Source organism: Rhizobium sp. RU35A, from assembly GCF_900156005.1.
GTDB classification, from domain to species: Bacteria; Pseudomonadota; Alphaproteobacteria; order Rhizobiales; family Rhizobiaceae; genus Neorhizobium; species Neorhizobium straminoryzae.
In genome coordinates this window covers 138,545-153,900 of sequence record NZ_FTMR01000004.1, presented here as the reverse complement: position 1 = coordinate 153,900, position 15,356 = coordinate 138,545, and the positions used below count along the sequence as shown (strand labels likewise).

General features: G+C 65.6%; 13 protein-coding genes and 1 riboswitch. Of the genes, 6 read left to right on the top strand and 7 right to left on the bottom strand.

What is annotated here, in order from left to right; all coding sequences use genetic code 11:
* Nucleotides 1–42: 42 nt before the first annotated feature.
* Complete coding sequence (katG, locus tag F3H95_RS11290) at nt 43–2,262, bottom strand: catalase/peroxidase HPI (protein ID WP_149746043.1); 2,220 nt, start codon at nt 2,260–2,262, stop codon at nt 43–45.
* Nucleotides 2,263–2,442: 180 nt separating this feature from the next.
* Here katG and F3H95_RS11285 point away from each other — a divergent pair, with 180 nt between their 5' ends.
* The gene (locus F3H95_RS11285; RefSeq protein WP_149746042.1) at nt 2,443–3,381 is read left to right on the top strand and encodes a LysR substrate-binding domain-containing protein; all 939 of its coding nucleotides are present in this window, start codon (nt 2,443–2,445) and stop codon (nt 3,379–3,381) included.
* Between the two features lie 77 nt (nt 3,382–3,458).
* On the opposite strand, the gene ribB is transcribed toward F3H95_RS11285, so the two are convergent.
* The 6 genes from ribB to cydD form a co-directional block, all read right to left on the bottom strand.
* Nucleotides 3,459–4,103, bottom strand: a complete 645-nt coding sequence (ribB, locus tag F3H95_RS11280) for a 3,4-dihydroxy-2-butanone-4-phosphate synthase (RefSeq protein WP_149746041.1) — start codon at nt 4,101–4,103, stop codon at nt 3,459–3,461.
* A gap of 129 nt (nt 4,104–4,232) precedes the next feature.
* Nucleotides 4,233–4,382, bottom strand: a riboswitch (FMN riboswitch).
* A 157-nt stretch (nt 4,383–4,539) separates the two neighbouring features.
* A complete protein-coding gene (cydX, locus tag F3H95_RS11275; RefSeq protein WP_143126912.1) occupies nt 4,540–4,656 on the bottom strand; it encodes a cytochrome bd-I oxidase subunit CydX in 117 nt (38 codons plus the stop codon).
* Between the two features lie 24 nt (nt 4,657–4,680).
* Nucleotides 4,681–5,844, bottom strand: a complete 1,164-nt coding sequence (gene cydB / locus F3H95_RS11270) for a cytochrome d ubiquinol oxidase subunit II (protein WP_149746040.1) — start codon at nt 5,842–5,844, stop codon at nt 4,681–4,683.
* Nucleotides 5,845–5,849: 5 nt separating this feature from the next.
* A complete protein-coding gene (locus F3H95_RS11265) occupies nt 5,850–7,460 on the bottom strand; it encodes a cytochrome ubiquinol oxidase subunit I (RefSeq protein ID WP_149746039.1) in 1,611 nt (536 codons plus the stop codon).
* A 121-nt stretch (nt 7,461–7,581) separates the two neighbouring features.
* Complete coding sequence (locus F3H95_RS11260) at nt 7,582–9,258, bottom strand: ATP-binding cassette domain-containing protein (RefSeq protein WP_149746038.1); 1,677 nt, start codon at nt 9,256–9,258, stop codon at nt 7,582–7,584.
* Entirely contained in the window at nt 9,255–10,913 is a 1,659-nt protein-coding gene (gene cydD, locus F3H95_RS11255) for a thiol reductant ABC exporter subunit CydD (protein ID WP_244617983.1), read from the bottom strand. Before cydD ends, F3H95_RS11260 begins: the two co-directional genes overlap by 4 nt.
* Nucleotides 10,914–11,048: 135 nt before the next feature.
* Between cydD and F3H95_RS11250 the strand changes: the two genes are divergently transcribed.
* From F3H95_RS11250 to F3H95_RS11230, 5 genes are all read left to right on the top strand, one after another.
* Nucleotides 11,049–11,531, top strand: a complete 483-nt coding sequence (locus F3H95_RS11250) for an Rrf2 family transcriptional regulator (protein WP_149746037.1) — start codon at nt 11,049–11,051, stop codon at nt 11,529–11,531.
* A gap of 198 nt (nt 11,532–11,729) precedes the next feature.
* Nucleotides 11,730–12,482 carry a hypothetical protein gene (locus tag F3H95_RS11245; RefSeq protein WP_149746036.1) on the top strand — a complete coding sequence of 251 codons (753 nt, stop codon included), beginning with the start codon at nt 11,730–11,732 and terminating at the stop codon, nt 12,480–12,482.
* Nucleotides 12,483–12,508: 26 nt separating this feature from the next.
* Nucleotides 12,509–13,165 carry a hypothetical protein gene (locus F3H95_RS11240; protein WP_149746035.1) on the top strand — a complete coding sequence of 219 codons (657 nt, stop codon included), beginning with the start codon at nt 12,509–12,511 and terminating at the stop codon, nt 13,163–13,165.
* A gap of 121 nt (nt 13,166–13,286) precedes the next feature.
* Nucleotides 13,287–14,252, top strand: coding sequence for a DMT family transporter (locus F3H95_RS11235; protein ID WP_149746034.1), 966 nt, complete (start codon nt 13,287–13,289; stop codon nt 14,250–14,252).
* A gap of 74 nt (nt 14,253–14,326) precedes the next feature.
* On the top strand, nt 14,327–15,352 hold the full coding sequence (locus tag F3H95_RS11230; protein ID WP_244617982.1) for an ROK family protein: 1,026 nt from the start codon (nt 14,327–14,329) through the stop codon (nt 15,350–15,352).
* The last annotated feature ends 4 nt before the right edge of the window (nt 15,353–15,356 follow it).

Genomic DNA, 15,356 nt, shown 5'->3' with positions numbered 1-15,356 from the left:
CGGCTTGCACCGGGGGCTCTGTGGTCAAAACAGCGCCTGCCCTCAGGCCTTAAGGTCAAAACGGTCGGCGTTCATCACCTTCACCCAGGCGGCGACGAAGTCGCGGACGAATTTTTCCGCGTTGTCGGACTGGGCATAGACTTCGGCAAGCGCCCGCAGCTGCGAGTTTGAGCCGAAGACGAGGTCGACGCGGGTGGCGGTCCACTTCACCGCGCCGGTCTTGCGGTCGCGGATCTCGAACAGGTTTTCCGCCGGCGTCACCGGGGTCCAGCTATAGGCCATGTCGACCAGGTTGACGAAGAAGTCGTTCGTCAGCGTGCCGACGCGGTCGGTGAAGACGCCGTGTGCGGCGCCGCCGTAATTGGCGCCAAGCACGCGCAGGCCGCCGACGAGGACCGTCATTTCCGGCGCGGTCAGCGTCAGAAGCTGGGCGCGGTCGAGCAGCAGTTCTTCCGCCGAAATCGTGAACTCCGTCTTCTGGTAGTTGCGGAAGCCATCGGCGACCGGTTCCAGAACCGAGAAGGAGTCCGCATCCGTCTGTTCGGCGGTGGCATCGGTGCGGCCCGCGGCGAAGGGCACCTCGACATCGAAGCCGGCAGCCTTGGCGGCCTGTTCAACGGCGGCGGAACCGCCAAGCACGATCAGATCGGCGAGCGAAACCTTCTTGCCCGTCTGGCCGGCGTCAAACTCGGCCTTGATGCCTTCGAGAACCGACAGCACCTTGGACAGCTGTTCCGGCTGGTTTACCTCCCAGTCCTTCTGCGGGGCAAGCCGGATGCGCGCGCCATTGGCGCCGCCGCGCTTGTCGGAGCCGCGGAAGGTGGAGGCCGAGGCCCAGGCGGTCTGGATCAGTTCCTGCGCGGTGAGGCCGGATGCCAGAAGCTTGGCCTTGAGGGCTGCGATGTCGGCGGCATCCACCAGCGCATGGTCGACCGGCGGTACCGGATCCTGCCAGATCAGGTCTTCGGCCGGCACTTCCGGGCCGAGATAGAGAACCTTCGGGCCCATGTCGCGATGGGTCAGCTTGAACCAGGCGCGGGCAAAGGCGTCGGCAAAGGCCTCCGGGTTCTGATGGAAATGGCGCGAGATCTTCTCATAGGCCGGGTCCATGCGCATCGCCATGTCGGCGGTGTTCATGACGATCGGCACCTTCTTGTCCGGGTTTTCGGCGTCCGGCGCATGGTCCTTCTCGGCCAGGTTCCTGGCATGCCACTGCCAGGCGCCGGCCGGGCTCTTCACCAATTCCCATTCATAGCCGAACAGAACGTCGAAATAGCCCATGTCCCACTGCGTCGGATTCGGCGTCCAGGCGCCTTCCAGGCCGCTGGTGATGGTGTCGGAACCCTTGCCGCTCTTGTGGGTGCTGAGCCAGCCGAGGCCCTGGGCGGCAATGCCGGCCGCTTCCGGCTCAGGGCCGACATGGGCGGCATCGCCCGCGCCATGCATCTTGCCGAAGGTGTGGCCGCCGGCCACGAGGGCTACGGTTTCCTCGTCGTTCATGGCCATGCGGGCGAAGGTTTCGCGCACGTCACGGCCCGATGCGAGCGGATCCGGCTTGCCGTCCGGGCCTTCGGGGTTCACGTAGATGAGGCCCATCTGCACGGCCGCCAGCGGGTTTTCCAGAACGCGGTCGCCAGTGTAACGGCTGTGTTCCTTGTCGCTGGTGGCAAGCCATTCCTTCTCGGAGCCCCAGTAGATGTCCTCTTCCGGCTCCCACACGTCCGCACGACCGCCACCGAAGCCGAAGGTCTTGAAGCCCATGGATTCCATCGCGCAATTGCCGGCGAGAATCATCAGGTCGGCCCAGGAGAGCGCGTTGCCGTATTTCTGCTTGATCGGCCAGAGCAGGCGCCGCGCCTTGTCGAGGTTGCCATTGTCCGGCCAGCTGTTCAGCGGCGCAAAGCGCTGCGTGCCCGAGGTGGCGCCGCCGCGACCGTCTGCGGTGCGATAGGTGCCGGCGCTGTGCCAGGCCATGCGGATGAAGAACGGGCCGTAATGGCCGTAATCGGCCGGCCACCAGTCCTGGCTCTCGGTCATCAGGGCGTAGAGATCCTGCTTGACGGCGGCCAGATCCAGACCCTTGAAGGCCTTGGCATAGCTGAAGGCCGCATCCATCGGGCTGGAAAGCGCCGTGTTCTGGTGCAGGATGCGCAGGTTCAGCTGGTTCGGCCACCAGTCGCGATTGCCGCGCATGCTGAGGCTGGTTGCGCCATGGGCAACGGGACATTTGCCGCCCGCGCCTGCTGCCTTGGTTACGTCCATTTTAACCCTCCAAGAGTTGCTGTTCTCGTTGGCCATGGTCGGCCTTAAATGCGACGCCAGTGCGAAAGGCGCGCCGCGGGTGAAGAAAACCCGTCCCCGGATCTTCATCTTGAACAACCCTATCAAAAGGGTTCCATTAGTGTAATTAGTATTTGATGATTGGTTTGATAGGCTAGGGTTATGATCAGTCCCACGCTTCGGCAATTGCGCTATTTCGAGGCGCTCGCCCGCCACGGCCATTTCGGCCGGGCGGCGGAATCCTGTTCGGTCTCGCAGCCCGCGCTGTCGGTGCAGGTGAAGGAACTGGAGGAGATGCTGGGCGTGGAACTGCTGGAGCGCAGTTCGCGGCAGGTGCGGCTGACCGGTTTCGGCGAGGAATTCGTTTTGCGGGTGCGCGAAATCCTGCGGCAGGTGGACGAACTCGGCGATCTGGCGCGTGCCTCGCGCCGGCAACTGGTCGGGCGGCTTCGCATCGGCATCATCCCCACCATCGCGCCCTATCTGCTGCCGGCCATGGTGGCGGGGCTGACGCGCGACAATGACGCGCTCGATATCCACCTGCGCGAGACGGTGACGCCGAAGCTGATCGAGGAACTGCTGGACGGGCGGCTCGATACGGCAATCGTCGCGCTGCCGGTCTCCGAACCGCAACTGACCGAGGTGGCGCTGTTCGAGGAGAGCTTTCTGCTGGTGCGGCCGGCCGAAGACGCCGGAAAGCCGGTGCCGAACCGCGAGACGCTGCGCGAAATGCGCCTGCTGCTGCTGGAAGAGGGACACTGCTTTCGCGACCAGGCGCTGTCCTTCTGCAATATCGGCGCAGGCACTGTACGTCCCCGCGAACTGCTGGACGGCAGCTCGCTGACGACTTTGGTGCAGATGGTGGGCGCCGGCATCGGCATCACCCTCATCCCGGAAATCGCGGTCCCGGTGGAAACCCGCTCGGCACCCGTCTCCATCGCCCGTTTCGAGGACCCGCAACCCACCCGCACCATCGGCATGATCTGGCGCAAGACGAGCCCGATCGCGCCGCAGCTGTCCGGCATTGCCGAGGTGGTGCGGAGTTGCGCTGAGGCGCTGCGGCCGGCAGTCGTCGGACCGGGCGAGGAGACGCGGATCTAAAGGACCTTGAAGATCGTCCGCCCCATTTGGGCGGACGATCGGAACAATGCATCAGACCGTTCTAAGGTCGCATTCTGTCAGGCCGCTTCGAAAGCGCGGACCTTGGTCTTGGCGTCGCGGGCATCGAGATAGGCGATCAGGTCCTCGATGGCGATCAGCGGCAGCTTGTGGGTTTCGCAGAACTGCATGAGATCGGGCAGGCGGGCCATGGTGCCATCGTCCTTGGCGACTTCGCAGATCACGCCGGCGGGGAAGCGACCGGCAAGGCGGGCGAGATCGACGGCGGCTTCCGTATGTCCGGGGCGGGCGCGAACGCCGCCCTGCTTGGCGCGCAGTGGGAACATGTGGCCGGGGCGGGCGAAATCTTCCGGTCGGGATGTCGGGCTCACGAGCGCCTTCACGGTTGCAGCACGGTCGGCGGCGGAAATGCCGGTCGTCGTGCCGGGCAGATAATCAACCGAGACGGTGAAGGCCGTCTTGTGCAGTTCGGTATTGTTGGGAACCATCAGCGGAAGATCCAGCGCGTCGAGGCGCTCGCCTTCCATGGCCATGCAGATCAGGCCGCGGGCTTCCTTCATCATGAAGGCGATCTGCTGCGGCGTCACCGAATCGGCCGCGACGATGATGTCGCCTTCGTTTTCGCGGTCGTGATCATCGACGACGACGATCATTTCGCCTCGTCCGATCGCTGCGATCGCTGCTTCAATCGTAGAAAATTGCATGCACTTGGCCTTTCAAGGGTTCTGGCCGGAGAACCGGCCCTGTTCATGCGCAGCACAAGCGCTGCACCGTAAACTGCCCTTGGGCGAACAGGAACGAGATCGCCGCCTCGCTGGCGCGAGAGCGTCTCCTGCTGTCCTCTTCCATCCGGACTATACCGTCGGCTCCGGCCTCTCACCGGATCTGCTGACCCCGGCCGGTTTCCCGGTCGGGCGCTCGCGGGCTCCGGGCAAAGACCCGATACCGCCGGTGGGGAATTGCACCCCGCCCTGAGAACATTGGTAAGATAGGAAGAGGATCTGGCAAAATGCAAGCGTTTTTCTGATTTCTGTTCGCAGACGCACTGTCGTCATTTTGCAGATGCGTTGCCGTGCTACGGTGGCGAACCGAAAAAGGCCCGCGCGGGCGGGCCTTCGAGGGGCAATCGGGCGTGACGGGTCAGCGCTGATTGTCGGCGATGGTCTTTTCGTCTTCCTTCATTTCCAGCCACATCGCGTTCATCACGGCGAAGATGGCGGCGAGCGGGAGGCCGAGGATCCAGGCAAAATACCACATGGCAATCTCCTTGTTGGGCTTCGGTCAGTAGACCGAGTGGCTGTGTTCGGTGATGTCCTTGTCGGTGACCTTGCCCCACAGCACCTTGTAGACCCAGGCGGTGTAGGCAAGGATGATCGGCATGAAGATCACTGCGCAGACCAGCATGATGAACAGGGTGAGGTGCGAGGACGAGCTGTTCCACACCATCAGCGAGGATTTCGGATCGCTGGAGGAGGGCATGATGAAGGGAAACATCGTCAGCCCCACCGATGCGATGACGCCGAGGATGGCAAGCTTCGACACAATCAGCGTCGAGACCTCGCGGCGGGCGCGCAAGCCGAGGAAGGTCAGCAGGCCGCCGCCGATCCCGAGCAGCGGCGCGATGGCAATCCACGGACGCTCGGCATAGGCCGTGAACCAGCTCGCGGTGCGTTCCACCTGGAAGTAGAGCGGGTTCGAGGGGCCGTCGGTGACGTAATGACCGGCGATGCGGAAGCCTTCGATGCCATAGGCCATCCAGACACCGGCCAGCGCATAGGCGATGACGGCGACGAGGGCGGCAACCGAGCCGATGGCGCGGGCCCGCGCCTGCACCACGCCTTCGGCCTTGACGGTGAGCCAGACGGCGCCGTGCATGATCAGCATGCTGAGCGAGACGACGCCGGAGAGCAGCGCAAAGGGGTTCAGCAGGCCGAAGAACTTGGTGTACCAGGCCCCTTCATAGACGCTGTGCAGATCCGCCGTGAAGTGGAAGGGCACGCCCTGGATGACATTGCCGACGGCAACGCCGAACAGAAGAGCCGGAACAGCGCCGCTCGCAAACAGCGCCCAGTCCCAGGCATTGCGCCAGGTGGCGTCGTCGCGCTTGGAACGATACTTGAAGGCGACGGGGCGCACGATGAACGAGGCGAGCACCACGAACATGGCAAGGTAAAAGCCGGAGAAGCTGACCGCATAGAGGGGCGGCCAGGCGGCGAAGATGGCGCCGCCGCCGAGGATGAACCACACCTGGTTGCCCTCCCAGACGGGGCCAACGGTGTTGATGGCGATGCGGCGCTCCACGTCGCCCTTGCCGACGAAGGGGATCAGCGCGCCAACGCCCATGTCGAAGCCGTCGGTGACGGCAAAGCCGATCAGCAGCACGCCGAGCAGCAGCCACCAGATGATGCGCAGCAGTTCATAGCTTAGAAGTTCGTGCAGGATCATGGTCCTTACTCCGCGGGAATGGCAGTGGGGGCGGTGCGGGCAACGGGTGCCAGAACCTCCTGGCGGGCACGCAGCCAGTCATCGGTCTCGGCCACGTCGATGTAGGGGCCCTTGCGGATGTATTTCAGCATCAGGCCCATCTCGATGATGAAGAGCACCGTATAGAAGGCGATAAAGCCGAACAGCGTCAGCGCAAGCTCCGTGACGGACAGCGAACTGGCCGACATGGCGGTGGGCAGGATGCCGTCCACCGTCCAGGGCTGCCGGCCGAATTCGGCGACGAACCAGCCCATTTCGGCGGCAATCCACGGGGCCGGGATCATCACCACGGCAACCCACAGCGCCCAGCGCGGGTAGCGCATGCCGCGGAAGGAGGCACGGTAGAAGAAATAGGCCATGGTGGCGATGAAGCCGAAGCCGAGTACGGCCATGATGCGGAAGGCCCAGAACAGCGGCCAGACTTCCGGCACGGTGTCGTTGGCGGCCATGCGGATCTGCTCCTGCGAGGCCTGCAGCGGGTTGTCGATATACTTCTTCAGCAGGAAGGCGAAGCCGAGATCGCGCGAATGGGCCTCGAAGGTCTTCATCACCTCCGGCGGCGTGGCATCGCGCTGTTCGCGCACCGTCATCAGCGCCTCATAGGCGATGAGGCCGGAGCGGATGCGCCCCTCTGCCTGATTGACCAGCTGGTTGATGCCCGGAATGTCGGTGGTCAGCGAGCGGGTGCCGATCAGGCCCATCAGAAAGGGAATGTGGACGGCATAATGGGTCTTGCGCGCCTCCTGGTCGGGAAAGCCAAAGGCGGTGAAGGGGGCCGGTGCCGGTTCCGTGTTCCACATGGCCTCGATGGCGGCGAGCTTCATCTTCTGGCTATGGGTGGCCGAATAGCCCGATTCGTCGCCGAGCAGCACGACCGAGAAGGCCGAGGCAAGCCCGAAGGCGGCGCCAACGGTGATCGAGCGGCGGGCGAGCGCCACGTGCCGGCCCTTCAGCAGATACCAGGCCGAGACGCCGATCACGAAGACCGAGGCCGTGACATAGCCGGCGCTGACGGTGTGCACGAACTTTGCCTGTGCCACCTCGTTGAACAGCACTTCGTAAAAGTCCGTCATCTCCATGCGCATGGTCATGGGATTGAACTGCGCCCCGACCGGGTTCTGCATCCAGCCATTGGCAATCAGGATCCAGAGTGCCGAGAGGTTGGAGCCGAGCGCCACCAGCCAGGCCACGACGAGATGCTGCACGCGGCTGAGCTTGTCCCAGCCGAAGAAGAACAGGCCGACGAAGGTGGCTTCGAGGAAGAAGGCCATCAGCCCCTCGATCGCCAGCGGCGCCCCGAAGATGTCGCCGACATAGTGGCTGTAGTAGCTCCAGTTCATGCCGAACTGGAATTCCATGGTGATGCCGGTGGCGACACCCAGCACGAAGTTGATGCCGAACAGCGTGCCCCAGAACTTGGTCATCTGCCGCCAGATGGGACGCCTGGTCATCACATAGACCGTCTCCATGATGGCGACGAGGATGGATAGGCCAAGGGTCAAAGGCACAAAGAGAAAATGATACATGGCCGTCATGGCAAATTGCAGCCGTGACAGCTCGACGATTCCGATATCCATAGCGCTTACTCCAGAGACGGCGGCTCTGTGCCGTCCGAAAGGTCAAGTCTGGCTATCGGTCTAGGCCCGCGGGTTCCCGCGAACCTTGATCAGGATCAATAAGTCATATCCAGGATACGAGTTAAGGCAGCGCCACGAGACGGTTGGCAAATGCCCGTTCCGCCGCCCGGTGCGAGGCCATCAGGATCGCGGCGCGCGGCAGCACGGCGCGGATGCCGGCAAGCACCGCCTCTGCCGTCGGCTGGTCAAGACCCTCCGTCGGCTCGTCGAGCAGCAGCATATGCGGCTGCCGCAGCAGCGCGCGGGCGAGCGTGAGGCGCCGGGCCTCGCCGCCGGAAAAGCCCTCGCCACGTGGCCCGAGCCTTGCGGAAAGTCCGCCGCGTTCGCGCACAAGTGCCTGTAACTCAACAGCTTCCAGCACCTGCCACAGGCGTTCCTCATCCATATCGGGGGCGGCAAGCCGAAGATTTTCGGCCACCGTTCCAGCCATCAGCGCGCTGCGCTGCGGCAGAAGGGTCAGGGCGCCGCGCAGATCCGCCTCCGGCCACAGCGCCAGATCGCGGCAGAGGAGGCGGATCGTTCCGGCCGCAAGCGGACGCAACCCGCAGGCCGCCAGCAGCACGGTCGATTTGCCGCAGCCGCTCGGCCCCGTCAGCGCCACCGTCTCGCCGGGTGCGACAGAAAGTGTCAGGTGCTCGATCAGCGGCTCGGGGCGGCCGGGGCGGGCAAGCGACAGGTTTTTGATCCGGAGTGTCGCCATTGCCGTCTCGGCGACAGCGCCGGACGGGAGCGCCGGGGCGGCGAGGGGCGCCGGGACAGGCCCGGCCTCGGGCGTTGCGACCAGATCGCGCCGCACGCGCCGGGCTGCCTCCGCCATCCGGCCAAGATCGGCCGCAGCCCGGCGCAGCGGCGCCACGGTTTCCGCAAGCGCCAGCGCGGCGAAGAAGGCGAGTGCCGCAAAGGCCGGTTCCAGCCGGCCGGCCTGCACGGCGGTGATGCCCGCATAAAGCGTTCCGGCCGCGATCAGCGTGCCGAGCAGCGACAGCGAAAAGCCGGCGCCGCGCTCGATGCGGTCGAGATCCACGCCAAAGCGCCGGCCGTCCGCGTCGAGAATGCGCTCCAGCTGCGCCTGCAGCTCGCCATGGATGGCCAGGTCGCGACGGGCGCGGATGAGATCGATGAAGCGGGCGCGGAAGGTTTGCGCCGCCGCTTCCCGCCGTCGCGATTGCGAGGCGGCACGCTTCAGCACCGGCAGGAGGATCAGGGCCGCACCGCACAGCCAGCCGAGCGTGATCCACAGCGCGATGGCGGGCGTCACCAGCCACCACAGAAGAAGGCCGGCGAGCGCCTGCACGGCAACCGCCGAGGCAATCGGCAACACGAGACGCAGCGGCACGCCGTCCAGTGCATCGATATCGGCCATCAGCCGGTTCAGCGCCTGCGGACCCCTGACGGCCAGCATCCGCTCATAGGATGCGGCAAGATAGCCGGAGAGAAGGCGAAGCCTGAGGCTTTCCAGTGCCCGAAGCGTTGCCTCATGGGTGAGGAGCCGTTCGCCGTACCGCGCGGCGGCGCGCGCCAGCGCCAGCATCCTGACCAGCGCGGAGGGGCGGAACACATCGAAGACGGTGCCGAGACCGGCAAGACCGGCGGCGGCGGCAGCCGTGATGAACCAGCCGGACAGGCCGAGCAGGGCAGCGCCCATCACGAGAACCACCATGCCGAGCAGGGCGCCGCGCGCCAGCGCCGCCTTCTGGTCGGCAAGGATCAGGCGGAAGATGTAAAACAGCGCGCTCATGCCTCGCCTCCGATGCGGATGATCCGGTCCATGCGGGCGGCGAGCGCCGCATCATGGGTGGCAATGACCAGGGTTGCGCCGCGCGCGGCTTCCGCCAGCAGGCCGTCCGTCACGATCCCGGCGGTTTCAGCATCCAGATCGGCGGTCGGCTCGTCGGCAAGAATGATGTCGGGCCGTCCATGGATGGCGCGCGCCAGGGTCAGCCGCCGCGCCTCGCCGCCGGAAAGCCCGGCACCCGTTTCGCCAAGCCGGGTGGCAAGACCACGGGGGAGGGCGGCCGCCACCGCCTCGACGCCGGCGGATCGCAGCGCCTCGTCCGGGCTGCCGGGACGCCCCAGCGTGATGTTGCGGCGCAGGCTGGTGTTGAGAAAATGCGGCGCCTGCGGCATCCAGCCAAGCCGGGCGCGCCAGCGATCGGCGTTCCCGTCGTCGAGGGCGACGCCGGCGACCTCGATACGGCCGGTCTCCGGCAGCGAAAGCCCGGCCATCAGCCTGAGCGCCGAGGTCTTGCCCGCCCCGCTCGGGCCGACGAGCGCGACGCTTTCGCCGGGTGCCACATGGATGTCCGGCAGGGGGTGTCCGTTCGGCGCCCGGCAACCGGTGAGGCGGATGCTGGCCGGCCCCGGCAGCGGTTCTGCCCGTCCGCCGCGCCCCGCGATCTCTGGCGTCCGGGATGCCTCCCAGCGGGCCACCTCGTCCGCAACAGCACTGGCGGACGCCTTGTCATGCCAGGCGGCGGCGAGATCGCGCAGCGGCTGGTAGAAGTCGGGCGCCAGCAGCAGCAGGAAAATGCCGGCCTGCGGGGAGAGCGGCGTGCCCCAACTGCCGAAATGGAGGGTGCCGAGCAGCGAGAAGCCGACATAGACCGCGACCATCGCCACCCCGATCGCGGCAAACAGTTCGAGCACGGTCGAGGAGAGGAAGGCGATGGCGAGCACCGCCAGCGTGCGGCGGCGCAGTTCGGCGGCGCGCGCGGCAAAACCCCGATGTACCAGACGGCCGGCGCCCAGCAGGCGGATATCGACGAGCCCGGAGAGCCGCTCCACCAGCATGTCGTTGATGCCGCCGATCTCGGCCATCTGTCGCTCGCTCGCCTCCTTGGCCGCCATGCCGACCAGCGCCATGAAGACGGGGATCAGCGGGCCGCTGACCAGGAGCACGAGGCCGACCGCCCAGGACTGCCAGAAGGCGAGCGCCAGAATGACCGGCGGCAGCACGCCGACCCGCATCTGCGCCGGCAGATAGCGGGTGATGTAGGGCCCCAGCAGATCGATCTTTTCCGCGGCGAGCGCGGCGATGGCGCCCGGTCCGCCGAACGGCGTGTCGGCGGCGCGCGCCGCCTCGCGCGTCACGATGTTCCGGCGGGTCGTCCGCATCACCGCATCCGCTGCCGTCTGCCCGGCCGCTTCTGCCGCGCGCGACAGCAGGGCGCGCACGAGCCCCAGGGCTGCAAAGCCGGCGGCGATGGCCGGGGCGGAAACCGGCTGTGCGGTGAGCAGCGCGGCCAGCGCATGGGCGACGAGGGCCGCCTGCAGCGGCCAGACAAGCGCTGCCAGCACCGAGAGCGCGCCGGCCCGCTTGAGATCCCGCTTCGCCGCCTGCATGAGGCGCGCCAAGGCGGCGCGCGCCGCGCCCCGATCTGCTGTCTGCATCATCACTTTTCCATTCTCGAAACTCGCATGCGGGATGCGACTTAAACCGTAAATTCCGAAGAGAAACTGATCCAGATCACATACGCGTGAGATTGTGCAGGGCATAGAAGGAGCGACACAACCCTTCGTGGAGTTCCGATGCGCCTGACGATCCGCACCAACCTGGCCATGCGCATCCTGATGGTCTGCGCCGTCAACGCGGACCTGACCGTGCGTACCGCCGACATTGCGGAAAAATGCAATGCCTCGCTGAACCATCTCCTGCATGTGGTGAGCGTGCTGCAGGCGCATGGGCTGATCGAGACGCTGCGGGGGCGAAGCGGCGGCTTGCGGCTGGCGCGCCCGAGCGGCGAGATCGTGATCGGCCGGGTGCTGCGCCTGTTCGAAAACGGCGTGCCGCTTGCCGAATGCTTCGATCCCGACAGCAATACCTGTCCGCTGGCGCCGCACTGCCGGCTGCGCGGCTTTCTCGTCGGGGCGGTGAATGCCTTCTACCGTGAGATGGACCGTGTTACGCTTGAGGACCTCGTCTCGGCCAATTGCGGGTTGGAAACCCTGCTGTCCCTGCATCCACAGCCTGTGCGCTGCAATCCCGCCGATGGCCGCATGCGGCCCGAATGAGCGGCAGTATCCGGAAGAATCAACTGCAACAGTCTTAATGTTGTATTGAATATTTTCTCAACCTGATCTAGTATTTTAAATAGTTTCAGGGGGTTTTCCATGCGCTGTTCTATCGGTGTGTGGGTCTTTGTTCTTGCGTTATGGCCCGCAATGGCAAAAGGGGCGGCAGGCGCGGTGTCTTTCCGCCATGATCAATGCGTGGCGGAGGTTGCGACATTCGCCGATGCGTCCAATCTCGAGGATATTTCCAAGGCGGCCCACGCCCTGATGCTGTGTCTCGCCGAAGCGGCCGTGAAGCAGTCCCTGCTGGACAAGCCCATCGACCGGGCAGCACCCGGTGACGCCTTCTACAAGCTCTATCCCGCAAGGCAGGAGGTCGAGATCGGCACGAATGCGGCCGGCATGGTTGCCGCCCCCGTGCCGGCGCCCGGCATTGCCCTCACGCCGGGAAGGCAGCTCGTCTGTGGTGACATCACCCGCGGTCCGGGGCGTCCGACCGGTTCCACCTATAAGCTTTCGCCGCGCCTGACCGTCGATCTCGAAGCCTTTGCCCGGATGCCGGATGCGGAGGCGAATGAGACGCTGCAGCTGCTGGGTGCGGTGCGCGGGCCGTCCGCCCCCGCCCCCCTGACGGATCGGGCAAAGGTCAGGGATCTGGTGCTGCAAAGGTTTCTGGATCAGGACCCGGCTATCACCGGCACCGTTGAAGGCATCGGCAAGGGCCTGCCGCCGGCGCGCGGCCTTGACGCTGCAACTGCATCCGCCGTCGCTGCAGCGATGGAAGCCGCAAAGCCTGAGGCCGGGGCTGCCGCCGGGCTTGCCGCCGACTGCTGCTGCAAGCCGACGGTGCCGACCCTGGTGCGCGGGATCGGTGGCGCCACCGCCTCGCCGAAACTGGAGGTACCGGTCGACTGGCTGATGGGCGGTGTGCCGCAGAATGTCAGGAAATAAGCGGAAAACCCCTGAAGGAGCTGCCTATGTCACCATGGCTGCAGAGTCTCACCATCGATCTTCCGATGATTGCCGCATCGGCCAGCCTGTCGAGCATCGTCGTCTTCTTGCTGACGCTCGCCTTCACCCAGAAGGGGGAGCGGTCGAACATCCTCGTGCTGATTGTGGGGCTGGCCGTGCTTGGCGCCGTGTCCGGCGTGGCCGGCGGCTCGAGCCGGGTCGGCGTGGTGGGCGATGTCATTCCGGCCGCCCTTGGTCTGGTCGGCGGCGTCTCGGCCTATCTCTTTGGCGTCGATCGCTCCAAGGGGCTCGTTGCCTCCGTCTGTGCGGCCGCCTTCGCACTGTCGCTCGGGCTCGGCTATGCCGCCGGCGCCGGCAGCCGCACGGAAACCGAGGACAAGCAGGCCCGTCTCGATTTCTGTGAAAAGCTGCTGGCCGATGCGAAGGTCTGGGCCGATGACCGCGCCTTCTGCCGTGTCGTGACCGTGTTCGGAGAGGAATGCAGCTGGCTGCTGGCGGATGGCTTTTCCCGCGTTCCGGAAGTCGGCGTTACGAAAGAGGAGAAGTTCAAGCATGCCTTCGGTGCCTTCCATGCCGGATTGACGGAGCGGGCGCGCACGCTGACGGGGTGCACCCTGCCTGTTCCGGTGGCTGCAACGGCGGCAAGGGGCCAGACCAACTGACCGCCCGATATGGGGGACAGGACCGCAAATCAGCGCGCTGATTGGTTCGGCAGGGTGACTAAATCGAAATTCGTGATAAGGAGAAGGCGGGAGGTGCGTATCGTCAATCAAGGTATCTGCCATGGCCGCCCTCACAGCCTCTCCCTCCTCCGCCGCAAAGGCGGCATCTGTCGCCGCAAGCCTAGAAGGGCAGGGCATCAACAAGGGCAGGGCAGCGGTGATGATGCTGGTGGCGGTCACGCTGTTTGCCTGCCTGGACAGCTCCGCCAAGATGGCCAGCCGCGAACTGCCCGCCATCGAAACCGTCTGGTTCCGGTTCGCCATCCATTTCGTGCTGGTGGCGCTCGTTCTCAATCCATGGCGTGCACCGGAGGCCTGGCGAACGAAGCAGCCGCGCCTGCAGACCCTGCGGGCACTGATCCAGATCGTCTGCACCGGGCTCAATTTCCTGGCGCTCAGCCAGTTGCAGATCGCCCAGACCCTGTCCATCCAGTTCACGGGACCTGCCTTCATCACGCTCCTTTCCATCTTCTGGCTGGGGGAGAAGGTGGGGCGCTATCGCTGGACGGCGATCGGGGTGAGTTTTCTCGGCGTGCTGGTCATCACGCGGCCGGCGCCCGGCAGCATCGAGCCGGCCTTCGGCATCATTCTTCTCTCGGTCATCATCGGCGCCAGCTATTCCATCATGACGCGCCGGCTGGCTGGGACCGAATCACCCGGCAGCATGCTGCTGATCATGGCAGCGCTTCCGGCCGCGATCCTGACACCCCTGATCCCTTTCGTCTTTGTGTGGCCGGCACACCCTGAGACCTGGATTGCCCTTTTCGGTGCCGGCTTCTTCGGAGCGCTCAGCCATTACTTCTATATCCAGGCCCATCGGTTCGCGCCGGCAAGCTTTCTGGCGCCGCTGCAATATTTCCAGTTTCTCGCCGTCCTCATCCTCGGTTTCGTCTTCTTCGGCGACATTCCGACACTCTGGACCTTTGTCGGCGCGCTGATCCTGATCGGCTCCGGCCTCTACATCTGGCACCGGGAGCGGGTGATTGCCCGGCGCGCCCGCGACGAGGTCTCCCGCTCCGACCAATGACCAGCTTGACACCCGGCGGCGGCACCGCTTAATAAATTCGTCAACGTGCCGAACAAATAGAAGGAATGCCATTCGTGTCAGTCGATATTGCGACCGCGCCCGTCGTTTCGACCGCTGCCGGGACAACGACGTCGCCGGACGAACGGCAGCCCGCTGAGCCGGGGCTCGGTCTGGGCAAAGGCAGGGGCGGTCATGTGATCGGTATCGACCTCGGCGGTACGAAGCTTCTGGCAGGGCTTGCCGATGCCGATGGCACGCTTCTCCTGTCCCGTGAGGAACCGACCCGCCATGGCGTGGATGCCCCCGTGCTTGGCCAGATTGCCGAGATGGCGCGGGCCTTGGCGTGCGAGGCGGGCCTTGCCGCCGAAGAGATCGCCCAGCTGGTGATCGGCGTGCCGAGTGCCGTCTCGCCGCAGACCGGGCTTGCCTCCCTTTCACCGAACCTTGCTCTGCCGGCCGACCGGCCGCTGGCTGCACTGGTGGGCGAGCGGCTGCCGTTTCCGGTCGCGGTCGAAAACGATGTGAATTTGGCCGCCTATGGCGAGGCTTCCGGCCTTGCAGACGTGGTCGGATCGCTGGTCTTCATCTCCTTTGGGACCGGTGTCGGCATGGGCATGGTGATCAACGGCCAGCTGGTGCGCGGCGCCTTCGGACGGGCCGGCGAGATCGCTTATCTGCCGGTCGGGCCTCAGCCGCATGCGACGGCGCCGGCGTCCGAAAACGGCCTTTTCGAAGATATCGTCGGCACGGCCGGCATTCGCCAGCGCTTCGATCTCGGTCAGGCAAGCGTTGCTGATCTGTTTCGCCGCGCCGCAGCCGGCGATGGGCAGGCGGTCGCGGCCATCGACACGCTGGCGCAGGATGCCTCGCTCGGCCTTGCCGCGGTCCAGGCGCTGATCGATCCCGCCCGTATCGTGGTCGGCGGCGGCATCGGTTCGCAGGCGATGTTTCTCGAGCGGCTGCGCCATCATCTTGTCCCGCTTCTGCCCTTTGACTGCCCCGTCGAACCCAGCCGCTTCGGTGCCCGCGCCGGCCTGACCGGCGCCGTGATGCTGGCCTCGCATCTCGCCGCCACCCGCGCCGCAGCCCATGCTCTCTGAGGAG

Coding starts and splice junctions, on each gene's coding strand:
- cydX (WP_143126912.1), bottom strand. CDS start 4,656: ATGTGGTATTTTGCCTGGATCCTCGGCCTCCCGCTCGCCGCCATCTTC.
- F3H95_RS11235 (WP_149746034.1), top strand. CDS start 13,287: ATGGCCGCCCTCACAGCCTCTCCCTCCTCCGCCGCAAAGGCGGCATCT.
- ribB (WP_149746041.1), bottom strand. CDS start 4,103: ATGCAATTTTCTACGATTGAAGCAGCGATCGCAGCGATCGGACGAGGC.
- F3H95_RS11285 (WP_149746042.1), top strand. CDS start 2,443: ATGATCAGTCCCACGCTTCGGCAATTGCGCTATTTCGAGGCGCTCGCC.
- cydB (WP_149746040.1), bottom strand. CDS start 5,844: ATGATCCTGCACGAACTTCTAAGCTATGAACTGCTGCGCATCATCTGG.
- F3H95_RS11265 (WP_149746039.1), bottom strand. CDS start 7,460: ATGGATATCGGAATCGTCGAGCTGTCACGGCTGCAATTTGCCATGACG.
- F3H95_RS11240 (WP_149746035.1), top strand. CDS start 12,509: ATGTCACCATGGCTGCAGAGTCTCACCATCGATCTTCCGATGATTGCC.
- F3H95_RS11250 (WP_149746037.1), top strand. CDS start 11,049: ATGCGCCTGACGATCCGCACCAACCTGGCCATGCGCATCCTGATGGTC.
- F3H95_RS11260 (WP_149746038.1), bottom strand. CDS start 9,258: ATGAGCGCGCTGTTTTACATCTTCCGCCTGATCCTTGCCGACCAGAAG.
- cydD (WP_244617983.1), bottom strand. CDS start 10,913: ATGATGCAGACAGCAGATCGGGGCGCGGCGCGCGCCGCCTTGGCGCGC.
- katG (WP_149746043.1), bottom strand. CDS start 2,262: ATGGACGTAACCAAGGCAGCAGGCGCGGGCGGCAAATGTCCCGTTGCC.